Raw genomic sequence first — 15091 nt, forward strand, 5'->3', positions numbered from 1 at the left:
CGCTCGGCCGGCGGCAGCAGCGGCGGCGCCGGCGTGGCGGTGGCGCTGCGCATGCTGCCGGTGGCCGACGGCTCCGACATGATGGGCTCGCTGCGCACGCCGGCCGCCTTCAACAACGTCTACGGCCTGCGCACCTCGTTCGGCTGCGTGCCGCACGGCCCCACCGAAGAAGTGTTCTTCCAGCAGTTCAGCGTGGCCGGCCCGATGGCGCGCAACATCCCCGACCTGGCGCTGCTGCTGCTGTCGGTGCAGGCCGGCTTCGACGCACGCCTGCCGCTGACGCGCCGCGCCGAGACCCCCGGCAGCTTCGCGCCCGCGCTGGAGCGCGACCTGCGCGGCACCCGCATCGGCTGGCTGGGCGACCTCGGCGGCCACCCTGCCGACGGAACCCGGCCTGCTCGACGCGCGGCGGCGCTGGCCCACTTCCGTACCATCGGCTGCCACGTCGAGCCGGTGCAGCCAGCCTTCGACCTGGACAGCCTGTGGCGCGCCTGGATCGACCTGCGCAGCTTCTCGGTGGCGGGCGCCAACGCGGCGCTGTACCACGACCCGGCCAAGCGCGCCCTGCTCAAGCCGGAAGCGGTCTGGGAGATCGAGCGCGGCCTCGCCCTGGGCGCCATGCAGGTCTACGACGCGGCGCGCGTGCGCAGCGCCTGGTACCAGGCGCTGCGCACGCTGTTCGAGCGCGTCGACTTCCTGGTCATGCCGGCCACCCAGGTCTTCCCCTTCCCGGTGGACTGGGACTGGCCCAAGGCCATCGACGGGCGCGCCATGGATACCTACCACCGCTGGATGCAGGCCGTGGTGCCGGCCACCATGGCAGGACTGCCGGTGCTGTCCGCACCGGCGGGCTTCGGCCCCGGCGGCCTGCCCTGCGGGCTGCAGATCATCGGCCCGGCGCAGGCCGACGCCGCGGTGCTGCAGCTCGGCCACGCCTACGACCAGGCCAGCGGCTACGCGCGCGTCGCCAGCCCGCTGCTGGGCTGAGCACGGGCAGGGACGGGTGGCGGCAAGCACGCCGGCGACCGTCCCGCCCCCGCCGATACCGACTGCTTTCGCTTCCCCCATCCCCCGCCGGCAGGAGTCCGACATGACGAAGATGACGACCGCAGTACCCCGCCCCCGCCTGCGCGCACTGGCCGTCCTGTGCACGCTGGGCGCCCTGTGCGCCGCAGTCCCGCTCGGCGCGCGCGCCGACGCCGCCTACCCGACGCGGCCGATCAAGCTGCTGATCCCCTTCGCCGCCGGCGGCGCCACCGATGTGCTGGGCCGCCTGCTGGCGGTCGGCCTGGGCGAGAAACTGGGGCAGACGGTGGTGGTGGAAAACAAACCCGGCGCCAGCACCGTGGTCGGCGCCACCGTGCTGGCCAAGTCGCCGCCCGATGGCTACACCCTGCTGCTGGCCGCCAGCACCACGCTGACGCTGAACCCCGCCATCCGCCAGAACCTGGCCTACGACCCCGTCAAGAGCTTCACCCCGCTGGGCCTGGTGGCCGACATGGCGCTGGTGCTGGTGGCCAATCCCGCGGTACCCGTCAACTCGCTCAAGGATCTCGTCCCCAGGCCAGGGCCGAACCGGACAAGTTCTCCTACGGCTCCTTCGGCACCGGCTCCTCGGTCCACTTCGGCGGCGAAATGCTCAAATCCGCCGCCGGCATCCGCATGGTGCACGTGCCCTTCAACGGCAGCGCACCCAGCCTTACCGCGCTGGCCGGCGGCCAGGTGCCGGTGGCGGTCGATACCATCGTCGCCACCCAGCCCCTGATCCAGAGCGGCAAGATCAAGCCGCTGGCGGTGCTGTCATCCCAGCGCCTGCCATCGCTGCCGCAAGTACCACGGTGGCCGAAAGCGGCTACCCCGGCTTCGAGATGGGCACCTGGTTCGCGCTGCTGGCGCCGGCGGGACTGCCCCAGCCGGTACAGCAGAAACTGGAGAAGGCGCTGGCCGACGTCGCCACCGCGCCGCAGACCAGGCAACGCATGGTCGAACTGGGCCTGAGCCCGGCCTACGGCGACGGCGCGGCCGTGCGCCAGCGCGTCGAGCGCGAACTGCCGCAGATGCGGGCGGTGGCGGCGCGGGCGGCGATACGGGTGGATTGAACGACGGCGGCGCCACTGCTCGCCGGTGCGCGCCGTTCAGCCCCCGCGCCGATACACCACGCCGCGCGGCGTGACGGAGGTCAGGGGCGGCTGCGTTGCCGGCGCGGCTTGCGGAGCCGGCACGGCCTGGAGGCCTGCGCTGCCTGCGCGGCTTCCGCACGCTGCACCGCGCGCTTGGCATCGCGCCCCTTCTCGATGATGTAGAAGTCGGGGCCGGCCACGGCGGAGAACGAGACGGAAGCGGCGGCCAATGCGGCGCCGATCAGAAGAAAGGATTTCACGATGAGGTCTTGGCTAAGGTAAAGGGAAACGGACGCGCCGGACGCGCGTCACCCCGGAGGCCGGCCACGCCCGCGCGCGCCATGCTGCTGGCGCACGGTCCGGACACGTTGCCGCGGGCCGGCGGTGAAGCGGGATCAGGCGGAGCCGGTTCGGCCCGGCGCAGTGCGACGGGTGCCGGGCCCAGCGCGACGGCTGAGCGGAACGAGACCGCGTGCGGGAAAGAAGACGGAACGACGGGGCGAACTGCGGGGGCGGTGCGGGCTGCGGGAAGAGCCTCGGCCACTGCCATCACGACGGAGCGTTGCGGATGCATGATGTAGGCTTGGCGCTCGGGGCGGGCCTGGGCTGATCGACTTCAGCGCGCCATGCCGCCTCCGATGCAGGCAGTGTAGGACGTCGCGTGCACGACAAGAAACGACGAATACGCATACGCTCCAGTCGCTGCGCGCATGCACCGGTTGGGGACATGGCGCATGGGCCCACGTGGTGCATGACGGCAGCTACAGCGTGGCGCGCCTGCCGTCTCGGCTGCCGTCGCACCTGCCGCGGCTATGCGCATGCCATGGCAGGCACGCCAGGCGCGCGCATCGCCTGCGTCCGGCAGGGTCTCCGCGTGGCGGCGTCAAGCGATGAAATCGCATGGATGGCAGTCGTTTAAATCCGCCTGCCCGGCAAGCCAGGCGGGGCGCGGCACGGCAGGCTGAGCGATGATCACGGTGTCCGCCAATGGCACGACGCTTGCGCCGCCGCGGGATCCGCACCAGCCCGGTGCGCCTGCACACGCCGCGGCGAACCTCGCCACCGGCGTGGTGCAAGCCGCGCCGCAGCCGCGCCATCACGAAGGAAGCCATCCATGAAGATCCCTCTTACCTCCTCCTGCGCCGCAACCGCCGTCGCGCTGGCCATCCTGGGCGCCAGCCCGGCGGCCCGCGCGCAGGACGCCACCATGCCCACCGCACAGCCCGCAACGGCAGAACCCGCGCCCACCGAGCCCACCGCGCCAGCCACGCCCGCGCTGCAACCGTCGATCGCCAGCACGCTGAGCGCCGCGCCGGTCCGGGTCGACGCCGGCCCGCTGGGCCCGCTCTGGTTCGGCGGCATCGTCAGCGGCCTGGTCCAGGGACAGAGCCACGCCGCCGCCAACGACCACACCTGGCAAGCCGACCTGGGCAATGCCCAGGTCTTCGTCAACAGGCCGACGGCATGCTGCAGTTCTTCCTGCAGGCCGGCTACTACTCGGTGCCCGTGCTCGGCGTGCCCTACCAGCGCGCGGACCGCGCCACGCCCGCCCTGTTCAACGCCGTGCCGCAGGGCTACCTCAAGCTCGCACTGAGCGACAGCCTGTCGATCCAGGCCGGCAGCTGCCGACGCTGATCGGTGCGGGAAAGCACTTCACCTTCCAGAATCTCAACATCCAGCGTGGCCTGCTGTGGAACCAGGAGAACGCCGTCAATCGCGGCGTACAGGTCAACTACGCCTCGGGCCGCTGACCCTGTCGGCGTCCGTCAACGACGGGCTTCTACTCGCAGCGCTACAACTGGGTCTCGGCCCTGGCCAGCTACGCCTTCGACGACAGCAATACCCTCACCTTCAGCGGCGGCGCCAGCACCCGCCGCAGCGATGTCCCACCACCGGCCACCCCGGTGCTGCAGAACAACCAGCAGATCTACAACCTGATCTATGCGCACACCCAGGGGCCTGGACCGCTGCAGCCCTATGTGCAGTTCACCCACGTGCCCAGCCTGCCCACGCAAGGCACCGGCGCCGCCTCCACCTACGGTGCCGCGCTGCTGATGAGCTACGACTTCGGCAACGCCGCCACGCCTGCCGCCCTGCGCCTGCCCGGCTTCAAGCTGCCGCTGCGGCTGGAGTACATCGCCTCCACCGGCGATGCCGCAAGCGGCGCCGCCAACCTGCTGTACGGCCCGGGCAGCGCGGCGTGGTCGCTGACGCTGACGCGACCTACCAGTACCAGCGCTTCTTCGCGCGGGTCGAACTGTCCTACGTGGGCGCGCGCAAGACGGCGCCCGGACTGGCGTTCGGGCGCGGACGGCAACCGGCGCGGGCAGGTGCGGGGGGTGCTGGAGGTGGGGATGTTGATGTAGCGCCTGCAGCGGCTCGGTTCGCCGGCGTCATGCGCCGGGCCAGGAAAGCAAAACGGCCCCGAGAAACTCGGGGCCGCTTCGGAATTGGTGCCGGCTGCAGGACTCGAACCCGCCACCTGATGATTACAAATCAACTGCTCTACCTGATGAGCTAAGCCGGCAAATGGGTGCAGCCCGCCATTCTACTGCATGCCGGGCGGCTTGTGAGGAAGGCTGGCTTACTTCACCACCTTCAAGGCAGGCTTCTTGCCGCCGGATGCGGGCACGGCGGGTTGGGATCGGTCGTCGCCGTTGCCATCGCCGCTGCCTTGCGGGGCGGGCGCGCTGTCGCTGCCGACCGGAGCCCAGCTTGGGCGGCGGGTTGTTTTTCACGCTCCGTGGCGGCCTGGGTCTCGGGCACGCTGCGCTCCACCGGGAAGGCCATGCCCTGGCCGTTCTCGCGGCGTAGATGGCGAGCACGTTCTCGACCGGCACGTCGATCTTGCGCGAGACACCGCCGAAGCGGGCGCTGAAGGTGATCCACTCGTTGCCCATGTCGAGGCCGCTGGTGGCGTCGAAGCTGACGTTGAGCACGATCTCGTTGTTCTTGACGAACTCGCGCGGCACGTTGGTGTTGGGCGTCGACGAAGACCGCGATGTACGGCGTGAAGCCGTTGTCGGTGCACCATTCGTAGATGGCGCGGACCAGGTAGGGCTTGGTGGAGGTTTCAGGCATGGTGCTTCCAGTGGCGCGGGCCGGGCGGGCCGTCCGGCATGAGGCCGGACGGCGCTCCGCTGCTTAGCGGCGCATCACCTTTTCCGACGGGGTGAGTGCTTCGATGTAGGCCGGACGGCTGAAGATACGCTCGGCGTACTTCAGCAGCGGCGCGGCGTTCTTCGACAGTTCGATGCCGTAGTGGTCCAGGCGCCACAGCAGCGGCGCGATGGCGACGTCGAGCATCGAGAACTCTTCGCCCAGCATGTACTTGTTCTTGACGAAGATCGGGGCGAGTTGCGTCAGGCGGTCGCGGATGGCCGCGCGGGCGCGCTCGTGGTTCTTCTCGGCGGCCTTGCCCTTCTCATTCTCGAGGGCGTAGACGTGCGTGAAGAGTTCCTTCTCGAAGTTGAACAGGAACAGGCGGGCGCGGGCTCGCTGCACCGGGTCGGCCGGCATCAGCTGCGGGTGCGGGAAGCGCTCGTCGATATACTCGTTGATGATGTTCGACTCATACAGGATGAGGTCGCGCTCGACCAGGATGGGCACCTGGCCGTAGGGGTTCATCACCGAGATGTCTTCCGGCTTGTTGAACAGGTCGACGTCGCGGATCTCGAAATCCATGCCCTTTTCGAACAGGACGAGGCGGCAACGTTGAGAGAACGGGCAGGTGGTGCCCGAATACAACACCATCATGGTTGGATTCCTTGCGTGCGGGGTCGGTGGACTGGGCCCCAGTATTCTGGCAGAAGCGACCAATAGAAAGCAAATTTATGGCATTTGAATCACATTAATGCAATCCAACGCGGCACTTCCCGCCAGCGAAGTGCCGCCAGGCCGACAATGAAAAAGGCTGGACCGGCGGCGCCGGTCCAGCCCCTGCAGCGCTGGCCTGCCTTACTTGATGTCTTTCCAGTAGGCCGCGTTCAGGCGCCAGGCGAAGATGGTGAACATGCCCAGGAACAGCAGCACCCACACGCCCAGGCGCTTGCGCTGGTTCTGCGCCGGCTCAGACATCCAGTCGAGGAAGCCGACCAGGTCGGCCACGGCCTGGTCATACTCGACCGTGCTCAGCTTGCCGGGCGTGAGTTGCTCGAAGCCGGCGAACTTGTGCACGGTCTCGCCATGCTCTTCCACTTCCTTGAACTTGGCGGCGCGCTGGCCCTGCAGTTCCCACAGCACGTGCGGCATGCCGACGCTGGGGAACACGAGGTTGTTCCAGCCGGTGGCGCGGTTGTCGTCGCGGTAGAAGGTGCGCAGATAGGTGTAGAGCCAATCGTCGCCGCGGGCGCGGGCGATCACCGACAGGTCCGGCGGGGTCGCGCCGAAGAAGGACTTGGCGTCCTTGGGGTGCATGGCGATGGTCATGGTCTCGCCGACCTTGTCCGCGGAGAACAGCAGGTTTTCGCGGATCTGGTCGTCGGTGAGGCCGATATCCTTGAGGCGGTTGTACCGCATCAGGGAGGCGCCGTGGCAGTTCAGGCAGTAGTTGACGAACAGCTTCGCGCCGCGCTGCAGCGACGACAGGTCGCTGGTCTGCACGGGCGCCGGCTCCAGGGGATAGCCCCCTTCGCTGGCGATGGCGGGAGCGGCGGCAAAGCAGGCGCCCGCGAGTGCGAAGATCGAAAGCAGCTTTTTCATCTTGTGTCCTTGTCCTCTGGTGGGCCTTCGGTCAGTGCGGGGTGAAGGTCACGCGGTCCGGCACCGGCTTGAAGGTGCCGGCGCGGCTCCACAGCGGCATGGTCAGGAAGAAGGCGAAGTACAGCAGGGTGCCGAGCTGCGACACCTTTTCGCCCACCGGCGACGGCGGCTGCACGCCCAGGTAGCCGAGCACCAGGAACACCACCACGAAGACGATCAGGATCGACTTGTGGAAGGCAGGACGGTAGCGGATCGACTTGACCGGCGAGTGGTCCAGCCAGGGCAGGAAGAACAGCACGATGACCGAGCCGCCCATCACCAGCACGCCCCAGAACTTGGCGTCGATGAAGTAGAAGCCGACCGCCAGGATCACGGCGATGGCCAATGCGCCGATCTTGATACGCGCATCCTTGCTGCGCAGGAAGACCAGGCCCAGCAGCAGCGCGAAGAACACCCACAGGATCGGCAGGAAGTTCGAGGTGGTGGCGCGCAGCATCGAGTAGAACGGCGTGAAGTACCAGACCGGGGCAATGTGCGGCGGGGTCTTCAGCGGATCGGCCTGGAAGAAGTTGTTCGATTCCAGGAAGTAGCCGCCGACCTCGGGGAAGAAGAAGATCACCGCCGAGAACACCATCAGGAAGCCGCCCACGCCCAGCAGGTCATGCACCGAGTAGTAGGGGTGGAAGGGGATGCCGTCCAGCGGGATGCCGTTCTCGTCCTTCTTGGCCTTGATCTCGACGCCGTCGGGGTTGTTCGAGCCCACTTCGTGCAGCGCGATGATATGCGCCACCACCAGGCCAAGCAGCACCAGCGGCACGGCGATCACGTGGAAGGAGAAGAAGCGGTTCAGCGTGGCGTCGCTGACCACGTAGTCGCCGCGGATGAACAGTGACAGGTCCTGGCCGATCACCGGGATGGCCGAGAACAGGTTGACGATCACCTGCGCGCCCCAGTAGGACATCTGGCCCCAGGGCAGCAGGTAGCCCATGAAGGCCTCGGCCATCAGGCACAGGAAGATCAGGCAGCCGAAGATCCACACCAGCTCGCGCGGCTTGCGGTAGGAACCATACAGCAGGCCGCGGAACATGTGCAGGTAGACCACGACGAAGAAGGCCGAGGCGCCGGTCGAGTGCATGTAGCGCACCAGCCAGCCCCAGGGCACCTCGCGCATGATGAACTCGACGCTGGCGAAGGCGACCGGGATGCCGGCCGCATTCAGCGTGCCGTCCGGCTTGTAGTTCATCACCAGGAAGATGCCGGTGACGATCTGGATCACTAGCACCAGCAGCGCCAGCGAACCGAAGAAGTACCAGAAGTTGAAGTTCTTTGGCGCGTAGTACTTGGAGAGGTGGTCTTCCCACAGCTGGGTGGCGGGGAAGCGCGCGTCGATCCAGCCCAGCAGGCCGGTCGTCTTGACTTCTTTCTCGGCTGCCATGATCAGGCCTCTCCTTTCTCGTCCTTGCCGATCACGATCTTGGTGTCGGTCAGGAACTGGTATGGGGGAACGTCAAGGTTCTGCGGGGCCGGCTTGTTCTTGAACACGCGCCCGGCGAGATCGAAGGTCGAGCCGTGGCAGGGGCAGAGGAAGCCGGGATCGCTGCCGAGCTGGGGATTGGCGCCGGCGGGGAACGGGCCGGAAGGCGAGCAGCCCAGGTGGGAACAGATGCCGACCACGACCAGGACGTCCTTGTGGTCGGCGCGTGAACGGGTTTCGTTCTTGCAGTACTCGGGCGTCTTCATGGTGAAGGGCACATCCGAGTTCGGATCGGCCACTTCGACGTCGGTCTTCTTGAGAGACGCCAGCATCTCATCGGTGCGCCGCAGGATCCACACAGGCTTGCCGCGCCACTCCACCGTCATCATCTCGCCAGGCTTGAGGGCACCGATGTCGGCCTCGACCGGGGCGCCGGCCGCTTTGGCCTTCTCCGATGGCGCAAACGTACTGACAAACGGCACCGCCACTGCCACTCCTCCGATGCCGCCAGCCACGGACGTCGCGATCAACCAAGTGCGACGCCCCTTATCCACGCTTTTCACGCTTTGCTGGTCACTCATTCCAAACCCCAGGGGAAGTCAATTTAGATTTTGCGTCAACCGCAAATTGTACCTTAGGCACATTGTTCGACGAAAGGCGCATGACACGCCACCGCCGTACGATAATCGGACGATGCAACAGGGTTCCCTGCTTCACACTTGCGTTCCTGGCGGTGATGCGGCAGGCTTTTGGCATGCGTATAGTACGATACGCGCAACAAATCGGGAGAATGCAATGGGAATGGTTTCGGAATTCAAAACTTTCGCGATGCGCGGCAACGTCATCGACCTCGCGGTCGGTGTGATCATCGGCGCTGCCTTCGGGAAAATCGTGGATTCGGTGGTCAACGACCTGATCATGCCCATCGTGGGCCGCATCATCGGCAAGCTGGACTTCTCCAACCTGTTCGTCACCTTATCGGAGCCACCAGCAGGAACACCGATGACACTGGACGCCCTGAAGAAGGCCGGCGTCCCGGTGTTCGCCTACGGGAATTTCCTGACCATCGTCGTGAATTTCGTCATTCTCGCGTTCATCATTTTCCTGATGGTGCGCGGTTTCAATAAACTGCGCGCCCAGGAGCCGCCTCCCGCACCGGCCCCGACGCCGGAAGAAGTGGTGCTGCTGCGCGAAATCCGCGACAGCCTGAAAGCCAAGTAAGGATTTACCCGTAGGACACGGCCCACAGCCGGTAAAAATATTGCGGCGCCGCATGTTATTGCGGCGCCGCAATATTTAAACACCCGTTCCGACCCGGTTTTCTTGCGCCAGATCAAATGGGATGGATTCTTCGCCCGGCAAGCGACAAACCGGGGCCGCGGGTCGCCGCGCTCAGACCGGATTCGGGATGTCGATGAAGGTGTGGCTGAGGCCGAAGCGGTCGGCCAGGTGCTCACCCAGCGCACGGATGCCGAAGCGCTCGGTGGCATGGTGGCCGGCGGCCAGATAGGCCACGCCGCTCTCGCGCGCCAGGTGCGTGGTCTGCTCGGAGGCCTCGCCGCTCAGGTAAGCGTCGACCCCCGCCGCCACTGCGGCATCGAAATAGCCCTGGGCCCCGCCGGTGCACCAGCCGATGCTGCGGACCATCTGCCCAGGCTCGCCCAGCACCAGCGGCTCGCGCCCCAGCACGCCGCCGACATGGGCAGCGAAGGTCGCGAGCGGCATCGCTTGCGGCAGCGAGCCGGACCAGCACAAGTCGTTGTCGCCGAAACGGCCATGCGGCGTGAGCCCGAGCTGCAGCCCGAGCTGGACGTTGTTGCCCAGTTCCGGATGGCCGTCCAGCGGCAGGTGGTAGGCGAACAGGTTCAGGTCGGCACCGAGCAGGCGTTTGAGACGGGCGTGTTTCTGCCCGATCACGCGGGCATCCTCGTTCTTCCAGAAGTAACCGTGATGGACCAGCAGGGCATCGGCGCCGGCCTCGATGGCAGCCTCCACCAGCGCCAGGCTGGCAGTCACGCCCGTGACGATATGCCGCACTTCGGCACGCCCTTGCACTTGCAGGCCGTTGGGGCAATAGTCCTTGTAGCGAGACGCCTCGAGCAGATCGTTCAAGTACAATTCCAGCTCTCTGTTTTTCATTTTCCGCTCAAATTCCCAATATGTTGCGCCGATTTTGGCTGTTTTTCGCCCAGGCTGTCACGGTCGTGCTGGCGGTCTGGTTCGTCGTGGCCACGTTGAAGCCGGACTGGCTGCAGCGCGGCCGGGTCGCGGTCCAATCCGGCTCTCCGATCGTCGCGCTGAAGGAAGTCGTGCCCAATGTGAGCGGCGGGTCCGCGGAGGGCTCCTATAGCGAGGCCGCGCAGCAGGCGATGCCGGCGGTGGTGAACATCTTCACCAGCAAGAACGGCCGCAAGCGCAGCCAGAACCCGCAGCAGCAGGAAGATCCCTGGTTCCGCTTCTTCTTCGGCGACCGCCTGCCCGAGCGGCAGGAACCCGTGTCGAGCCTCGGCTCCGGCGTGATCGTCAGTTCCGAAGGTTACATTCTAACCAACCACCATGTGGTGGACGGCGCCGACGAGATCGAGGTGGCGCTGACGGATGGGCGCAAGGCCAATGCCAAGGTGGTGGGCTCCGATCCGGAAACCGACCTGGCGGTGCTGAAGGTGGGCCTGAAGGACCTGCCGGCCATCACGCTGGGACGGATCGAAAACGTCAAGGTGGGCGACATCGTGCTGGCCATCGGCAACCCGTTCGGCGTCGGCCAGACGGTGACGATGGGCATCGTCTCGGCGCTGGGCCGCAGCCATCTGGGTATCAATACCTTCGAGAACTTCATCCAGACCGATGCGGCCATCAACCCGGGCAATTCGGGCGGCGCATTGGTCGATGCGCGCGGCAACCTGCTCGGCATCAATACGGCGATCTATTCGCGCTCGGGCGGCTCGCTGGGGATCGGCTTCGCCATCCCGGTATCGACTGCCAAGCAGGTGATGGAATCGATCATCTCCACCGGCTCGGTCACGCGCGGCTGGATCGGCGTGGAGCCGCAGGACATGACCCCGGAGATCGCCGAATCCTTCGGCCTGGAAGCCAAGGAAGGCGCCCTGATCGCCGCCGTGGTGCAGGGTGGCCCGGCCGACAAGGCAGGGGTGCGTCCCGGCGATATCCTGGTCACGGTCGATGGCCAGCACATTGCCGACAGCACCGCGCTGCTCAATGCGGTGGCCCAGCTCAAGCCGGGGGCGGCGGCCAAGATGCAGGTCATGCGACGCGGCAAGCAGGCCGAGCTGACCGTGATGATCGGCAAGCGCCCGCCGCCGCCGCGCCGAGCCATGCAGCTCGACGAAGAAGAGGAATAAGCGGTACGCCATACGGTCCGCGCGCAGACCTCCGCGCCGGAAATACAGAAGCCCGCTGCCATGGCGGGCTTCTTTCTTGGGCGTCGGGAGCGCGTCGGCGGGAAAACCGCGCCCCCAGGGAAGCTTTGCCCTGAGGGGGCTGCCGACCGGCATTGGCTCATGCCGATCATGGCGGCCGGCGAAGCGGACATCGACGCAGCCGGAACGCCCCGTGGCGACGCCGGCAGGACCGCAGTTGCCACATCGCCGCCCTGCCCTCTGCCCAAGGCCTTCCATAGGCCATCCACGCTCAGGCATGTTGATGCGTTTGCGCGGCTCCAAAGGAACTCGCCACGCGCCAAAAACCTGCCTCCCCTCCCTGCTTCGACGACCCGAGAGGCGGCGCCCTCGGGCAGGCAGCTATGCGCTGCGGTGGGCTGCATCGGCCCCGCCGCACGCCAGGGCAATTACCAGAGGAAGGGTCAGGCCACATCCGGAATGGGCGCTGCACGATAGCCGTGGCGCCTCCACGCAACGCCGGCGGCAGATGCGGGCCGCAGATGGGGCCGCAGAAATGGGAAAAGCCGGCTTCCTTGCGGAAGCCGGCTTTCGCCTGCAAGTCGATTCGAAGCGGGCTTACACCCGCGTCAAATTAGAACTTGTGACGGACACCAACCACGGCACCGAATTGGTTGCCGCCGGAGATGACGTTCGAAGCCGTGCTGCTGTTGTAACCATCGACGCCCAGCGACGAGCCGCTCTTGTTCTTGGTGTACGAGACCGAGGTGTACAGGTCGGTACGCTTCGACAGAGCGTAGTCGGCGGTCGCGACGAATTGCCACGGATCAGCCGAGGTGTTGCGGAAGTCTTGGTAGTAAGCGGCGCCGGTCAGCGACAGAGCCGGGGTCAGTTGGTAACCCAGACCCAGCCAGTACAGGTTGGCGGTGCTCACGACGCTGCCCGGGGCGGAAGCCACTGCGCCCGGCAGGGTTGCGCCGTTGTAGCCCTTCGCCCAGCGGTAGCCAGCGTAGACCTTGGCCGGACCGAAAGCGTAGGTACCGGCAACGCTTGCGCGGCGGATCGATTGGCCAGCCGAAGCAGCGGTGCTGCCGTTCGATTGGTCATAGGTCGCACCAACCGAGAACGGGCCAGCGCCGTACATGGCGGTGAAGCCGTACTCACGGCCAGCCGAGAACACGCCCGGGATTTCGTTGCCGTTGTTCTGGAAGCTGTACAGAGCGGCGACGGTCAGGCCACCGAAGGTACCAACGTACTTGGCGGCGTTGTCAGCACGCGAAGCGTATTCCGGAGCGATCGAGGTGATCGAGTAGCGGGTCGAGATCGCCATCGGATCGTAGACCAGGCCGAAATCATAGAACAGGGTCTGTTGGCGACCCAGGGTCAGGGTGCCCCACTGGTTCTGCAGGCCGACGTAGGCGTTACGGTTGAACAGACGGCTGGAGTCCGACTGGCCACCGGTGTCAACGTTGAAACCGCTTTCCAGGGTGAAGATGCCCTTCAGGCCGCCGCCCAGGTCTTCCACGCCACGCAGGCCCCAACGCGAACCGGACTGGTTGCCCGAGGTCATGCGCCATGCGTTCGACGATTGGCCGTTCGGACCCGGGGTGCGGTTGGTGTACTCGAGGCCAACGTCAGCCACGCCGTAAAGGGTCACGCTCGACTGGGCATACGCACCGCCGGCGGCCAGAGCGGCGACGGCAGCTGCAAACAGTTTCATCTTCATATCGACACTTTCCTTGTCAACTGATTGGGAAATCTTGGCTTGCCCAAGTGCTTGGGCGACGCACTTACTTAACGTCTGCTGCGTATTATGGGCCAGGCCCCCAGAGGCTCAGAAGGCTTTTTCGCGGTAAACACTGCGAATCAGCCCGATTTGTTGCGAGGGAGCAACAGACAAGTCTCCAATTTTCACCAAAGTGGTGCAAAAAATAGAGGTAAACCGAGGTACCCGTGGCCCTCCCATAGTCGGCTGCCGGCACGGTGGCCAGCGCCTCAGCGAGGGCCGCCGGCGGCTCAATCGGCCGTCGTGCCGCCCACGGCCTCCGGCGATTCCTCCGGCTTCAGGAAGAAGCGCGCCATCAGCAGGCCCAGTTCATACAGGGCGATCAGGGGCACGGCCAGCAGGAGCTGGGAGAGCACGTCGGGCGGCGTCACCACGGCGGCAATGATGAATGCGCCGACGATGACGTAGGGACGCACCTGCTTGAGCTTGTCGAGTTCCACCACGCCGAAGCGCACCAGCACGATCACCACCACCGGCACCTCGAAGGTGATGCCGAAGGCAAGGAACATGGTCATGGCGAAGCTGAGGTACTTGTCGATGTCGGTCGACATGTCCGCCCCGAGCGGCGCGTTGTAGTGCGCCATGAAGTGGAAGACCGTGGGGAAGACCAGGAAGTAGGCAAAGGTGACGCCGCACAGGAACAGCACATAGCTGCTGCTGACCAGCGGCAGGATCAGCCGCTTCTCATGCTGGTACAGGCCCGGCGCGACGAATTTCCAGATCTGGTACAGCACCCAGGGCAGTGCGATCAGGAAGGCGACCAGCAGTGTGACCTTCATCGGCACGAAGAAGGAACCGGTGACGTCGGTGACGATCATCCTGCCCCCCTTGGGCAGGGAGACCATCAGCGGCCGCGCGAAGAGGTTGAAGATTTCGGGCGCCCAGTAGACGAGGCCGAGGAAGATGATCAGCACGCCGGCCACCGCCTTGACCAGCCGCTCGCGCAGTTCGATCAGATGGGAGATGAAGGTTTCCTGCTGGTCGTCCTGCGGATCCGGCTCGGGAGAATGGGAGGAACGCGTATCGCTCATGGCGTGGATCGCTCAGCCGCGCGGGCCGGTAACGAGTAAGACTTGGCGGCGCGGGGCGCCGGGCTGTGGCGTGCCACTCGGGCCGGCCACGTCAATCGAAGAAAGAGCGGCCGGGGCCCGCCGCCGGCCGGTGGCGTTTGACGCGCGCCGCACCCGACTGTGCCCACATGCGCACATTCTGCTGCCGCTTGAACCACAGCGGCCGAGCGCCCTGCTTGACGCGCCAGCTCTTGCGGCCAGTGCGGACCTTGTGCGCCGCGTCCCACGAGGGCACGTAGCCAGTGCCGCCGCCGGGCTCGGCATGGCTTTCGCCGGACAGGGCCTCGTTCAGCGCCTGCGTCTGTTCGCTCACTTCCTTGTGGATGGTCCGCTCGACATCGCGCGCGGCTTCCTCGAACTCGGTGCGCATCTTGCGCAGTTCCTCGAGCTCGACCTCGCGGCTGACCTCGGCCTTCACATCATTGATATAGCGCTGGGCGCGCCCGACCAGCGCGCCGACCGTACGCGCCACCTTCGGCAGCCGCTCAGGGCCGATCACGATCAGCGCCACGGCACCGATCAGCGCGAGCTTGGAAATACCGAGGTCGATCATGCGGGCTTCGGGACAGGAAGAGGGACCGGCG

The 15091-nt window shown here is 66.3% G+C and carries 12 protein-coding genes, 1 tRNA gene and 4 pseudogenes; 6 read left to right on the forward strand and 11 right to left on the reverse strand.

The window, feature by feature from the left end:
- Together BKK81_RS00005 and BKK81_RS00010 are read left to right on the forward strand one after the other, a co-directional pair.
- Nucleotides 1–987 (forward strand): annotated as a pseudogene (locus BKK81_RS00005) (amidase); the annotation flags it as partial.
- Nucleotides 988–1099: 112 nt separating this feature from the next.
- Nucleotides 1100–2099, forward strand: a pseudogene (locus BKK81_RS00010) (Bug family tripartite tricarboxylate transporter substrate binding protein).
- A gap of 80 nt (nt 2100–2179) precedes the next feature.
- Here BKK81_RS00010 and BKK81_RS00015 read toward each other — a convergent pair.
- Nucleotides 2180–2380, reverse strand: coding sequence for a hypothetical protein (locus tag BKK81_RS00015; RefSeq protein ID WP_071009992.1), 201 nt, complete (start codon nt 2378–2380; stop codon nt 2180–2182).
- Between the two features lie 1204 nt (nt 2381–3584).
- On the opposite strand from BKK81_RS00015, the gene BKK81_RS36225 reads away from it, so the two are divergent.
- Both BKK81_RS36225 and BKK81_RS00020 read left to right on the forward strand, forming a co-directional pair.
- Nucleotides 3585–3755, forward strand: coding sequence for a hypothetical protein (locus BKK81_RS36225; protein ID WP_231908069.1), 171 nt, complete (start codon nt 3585–3587; stop codon nt 3753–3755).
- A 38-nt stretch (nt 3756–3793) separates the two neighbouring features.
- Nucleotides 3794–4486 (forward strand): annotated as a pseudogene (locus BKK81_RS00020) (outer membrane beta-barrel protein).
- A gap of 85 nt (nt 4487–4571) precedes the next feature.
- On the opposite strand, the gene BKK81_RS00025 reads toward BKK81_RS00020, so the two are convergent.
- The 6 genes and pseudogenes from BKK81_RS00025 to petA all read right to left on the reverse strand — a co-directional run bounded on the left by BKK81_RS00025 (nt 4572) and on the right by petA (nt 8876).
- Nucleotides 4572–4647: transfer RNA gene (locus BKK81_RS00025), tRNA-Thr, on the reverse strand.
- A gap of 57 nt (nt 4648–4704) precedes the next feature.
- Nucleotides 4705–5201: pseudogene (locus tag BKK81_RS33985) on the reverse strand (ClpXP protease specificity-enhancing factor).
- A gap of 63 nt (nt 5202–5264) precedes the next feature.
- Nucleotides 5265–5876 (reverse strand): glutathione S-transferase N-terminal domain-containing protein, encoded by a 612-nt coding sequence (locus BKK81_RS00030; protein ID WP_035870642.1) that lies wholly within the window; start codon nt 5874–5876, stop codon nt 5265–5267.
- Nucleotides 5877–6077: 201 nt separating this feature from the next.
- Complete coding sequence (locus tag BKK81_RS00035; RefSeq protein WP_071009998.1) at nt 6078–6821, reverse strand: cytochrome c1; 744 nt, start codon at nt 6819–6821, stop codon at nt 6078–6080.
- A gap of 31 nt (nt 6822–6852) precedes the next feature.
- Nucleotides 6853–8256, reverse strand: coding sequence for a cytochrome b (locus BKK81_RS00040; RefSeq protein WP_071010000.1), 1404 nt, complete (start codon nt 8254–8256; stop codon nt 6853–6855).
- 2 nt (nt 8257–8258) lie between these two features.
- A complete protein-coding gene (gene petA / locus BKK81_RS00045; protein WP_071010002.1) occupies nt 8259–8876 on the reverse strand; it encodes a ubiquinol-cytochrome c reductase iron-sulfur subunit in 618 nt (205 codons plus the stop codon).
- Nucleotides 8877–9090: 214 nt separating this feature from the next.
- On the opposite strand from petA, the gene mscL reads away from it, so the two are divergent.
- Complete coding sequence (gene mscL / locus BKK81_RS00050; protein WP_071010004.1) at nt 9091–9516, forward strand: large conductance mechanosensitive channel protein MscL; 426 nt, start codon at nt 9091–9093, stop codon at nt 9514–9516.
- Nucleotides 9517–9687: 171 nt separating this feature from the next.
- On the opposite strand, the gene BKK81_RS00055 is transcribed toward mscL, so the two are convergent.
- Nucleotides 9688–10434, reverse strand: coding sequence for a Nif3-like dinuclear metal center hexameric protein (locus tag BKK81_RS00055; protein ID WP_071010007.1), 747 nt, complete (start codon nt 10432–10434; stop codon nt 9688–9690).
- 20 nt (nt 10435–10454) lie between these two features.
- Here BKK81_RS00055 and BKK81_RS00060 point away from each other — a divergent pair, with 20 nt between their 5' ends.
- A complete protein-coding gene (locus tag BKK81_RS00060; protein WP_071010008.1) occupies nt 10455–11654 on the forward strand; it encodes a Do family serine endopeptidase in 1200 nt (399 codons plus the stop codon).
- A 631-nt stretch (nt 11655–12285) separates the two neighbouring features.
- Here the strand turns inward: BKK81_RS00060 and BKK81_RS00065 are convergent.
- The 3 genes from BKK81_RS00065 to tatB all read right to left on the reverse strand — a co-directional run bounded on the left by BKK81_RS00065 (nt 12286) and on the right by tatB (nt 15060).
- Nucleotides 12286–13377: a porin gene (locus BKK81_RS00065; RefSeq protein WP_071010010.1), complete on the reverse strand. Its 1092-nt coding sequence runs from the start codon at nt 13375–13377 to the stop codon at nt 12286–12288.
- Nucleotides 13378–13667: 290 nt separating this feature from the next.
- Complete coding sequence (gene tatC, locus BKK81_RS00070) at nt 13668–14468, reverse strand: twin-arginine translocase subunit TatC (protein ID WP_071010012.1); 801 nt, start codon at nt 14466–14468, stop codon at nt 13668–13670.
- A 91-nt stretch (nt 14469–14559) separates the two neighbouring features.
- A complete protein-coding gene (gene tatB / locus BKK81_RS00075; protein WP_071010014.1) occupies nt 14560–15060 on the reverse strand; it encodes a Sec-independent protein translocase protein TatB in 501 nt (166 codons plus the stop codon).
- Nucleotides 15061–15091: the final 31 nt, after the last annotated feature.

Origin of the sequence: Cupriavidus sp. USMAHM13, from assembly GCF_001854285.1 — a bacterium.
Taxonomy (GTDB): Bacteria; Pseudomonadota; Gammaproteobacteria; order Burkholderiales; family Burkholderiaceae; genus Cupriavidus; species Cupriavidus malaysiensis.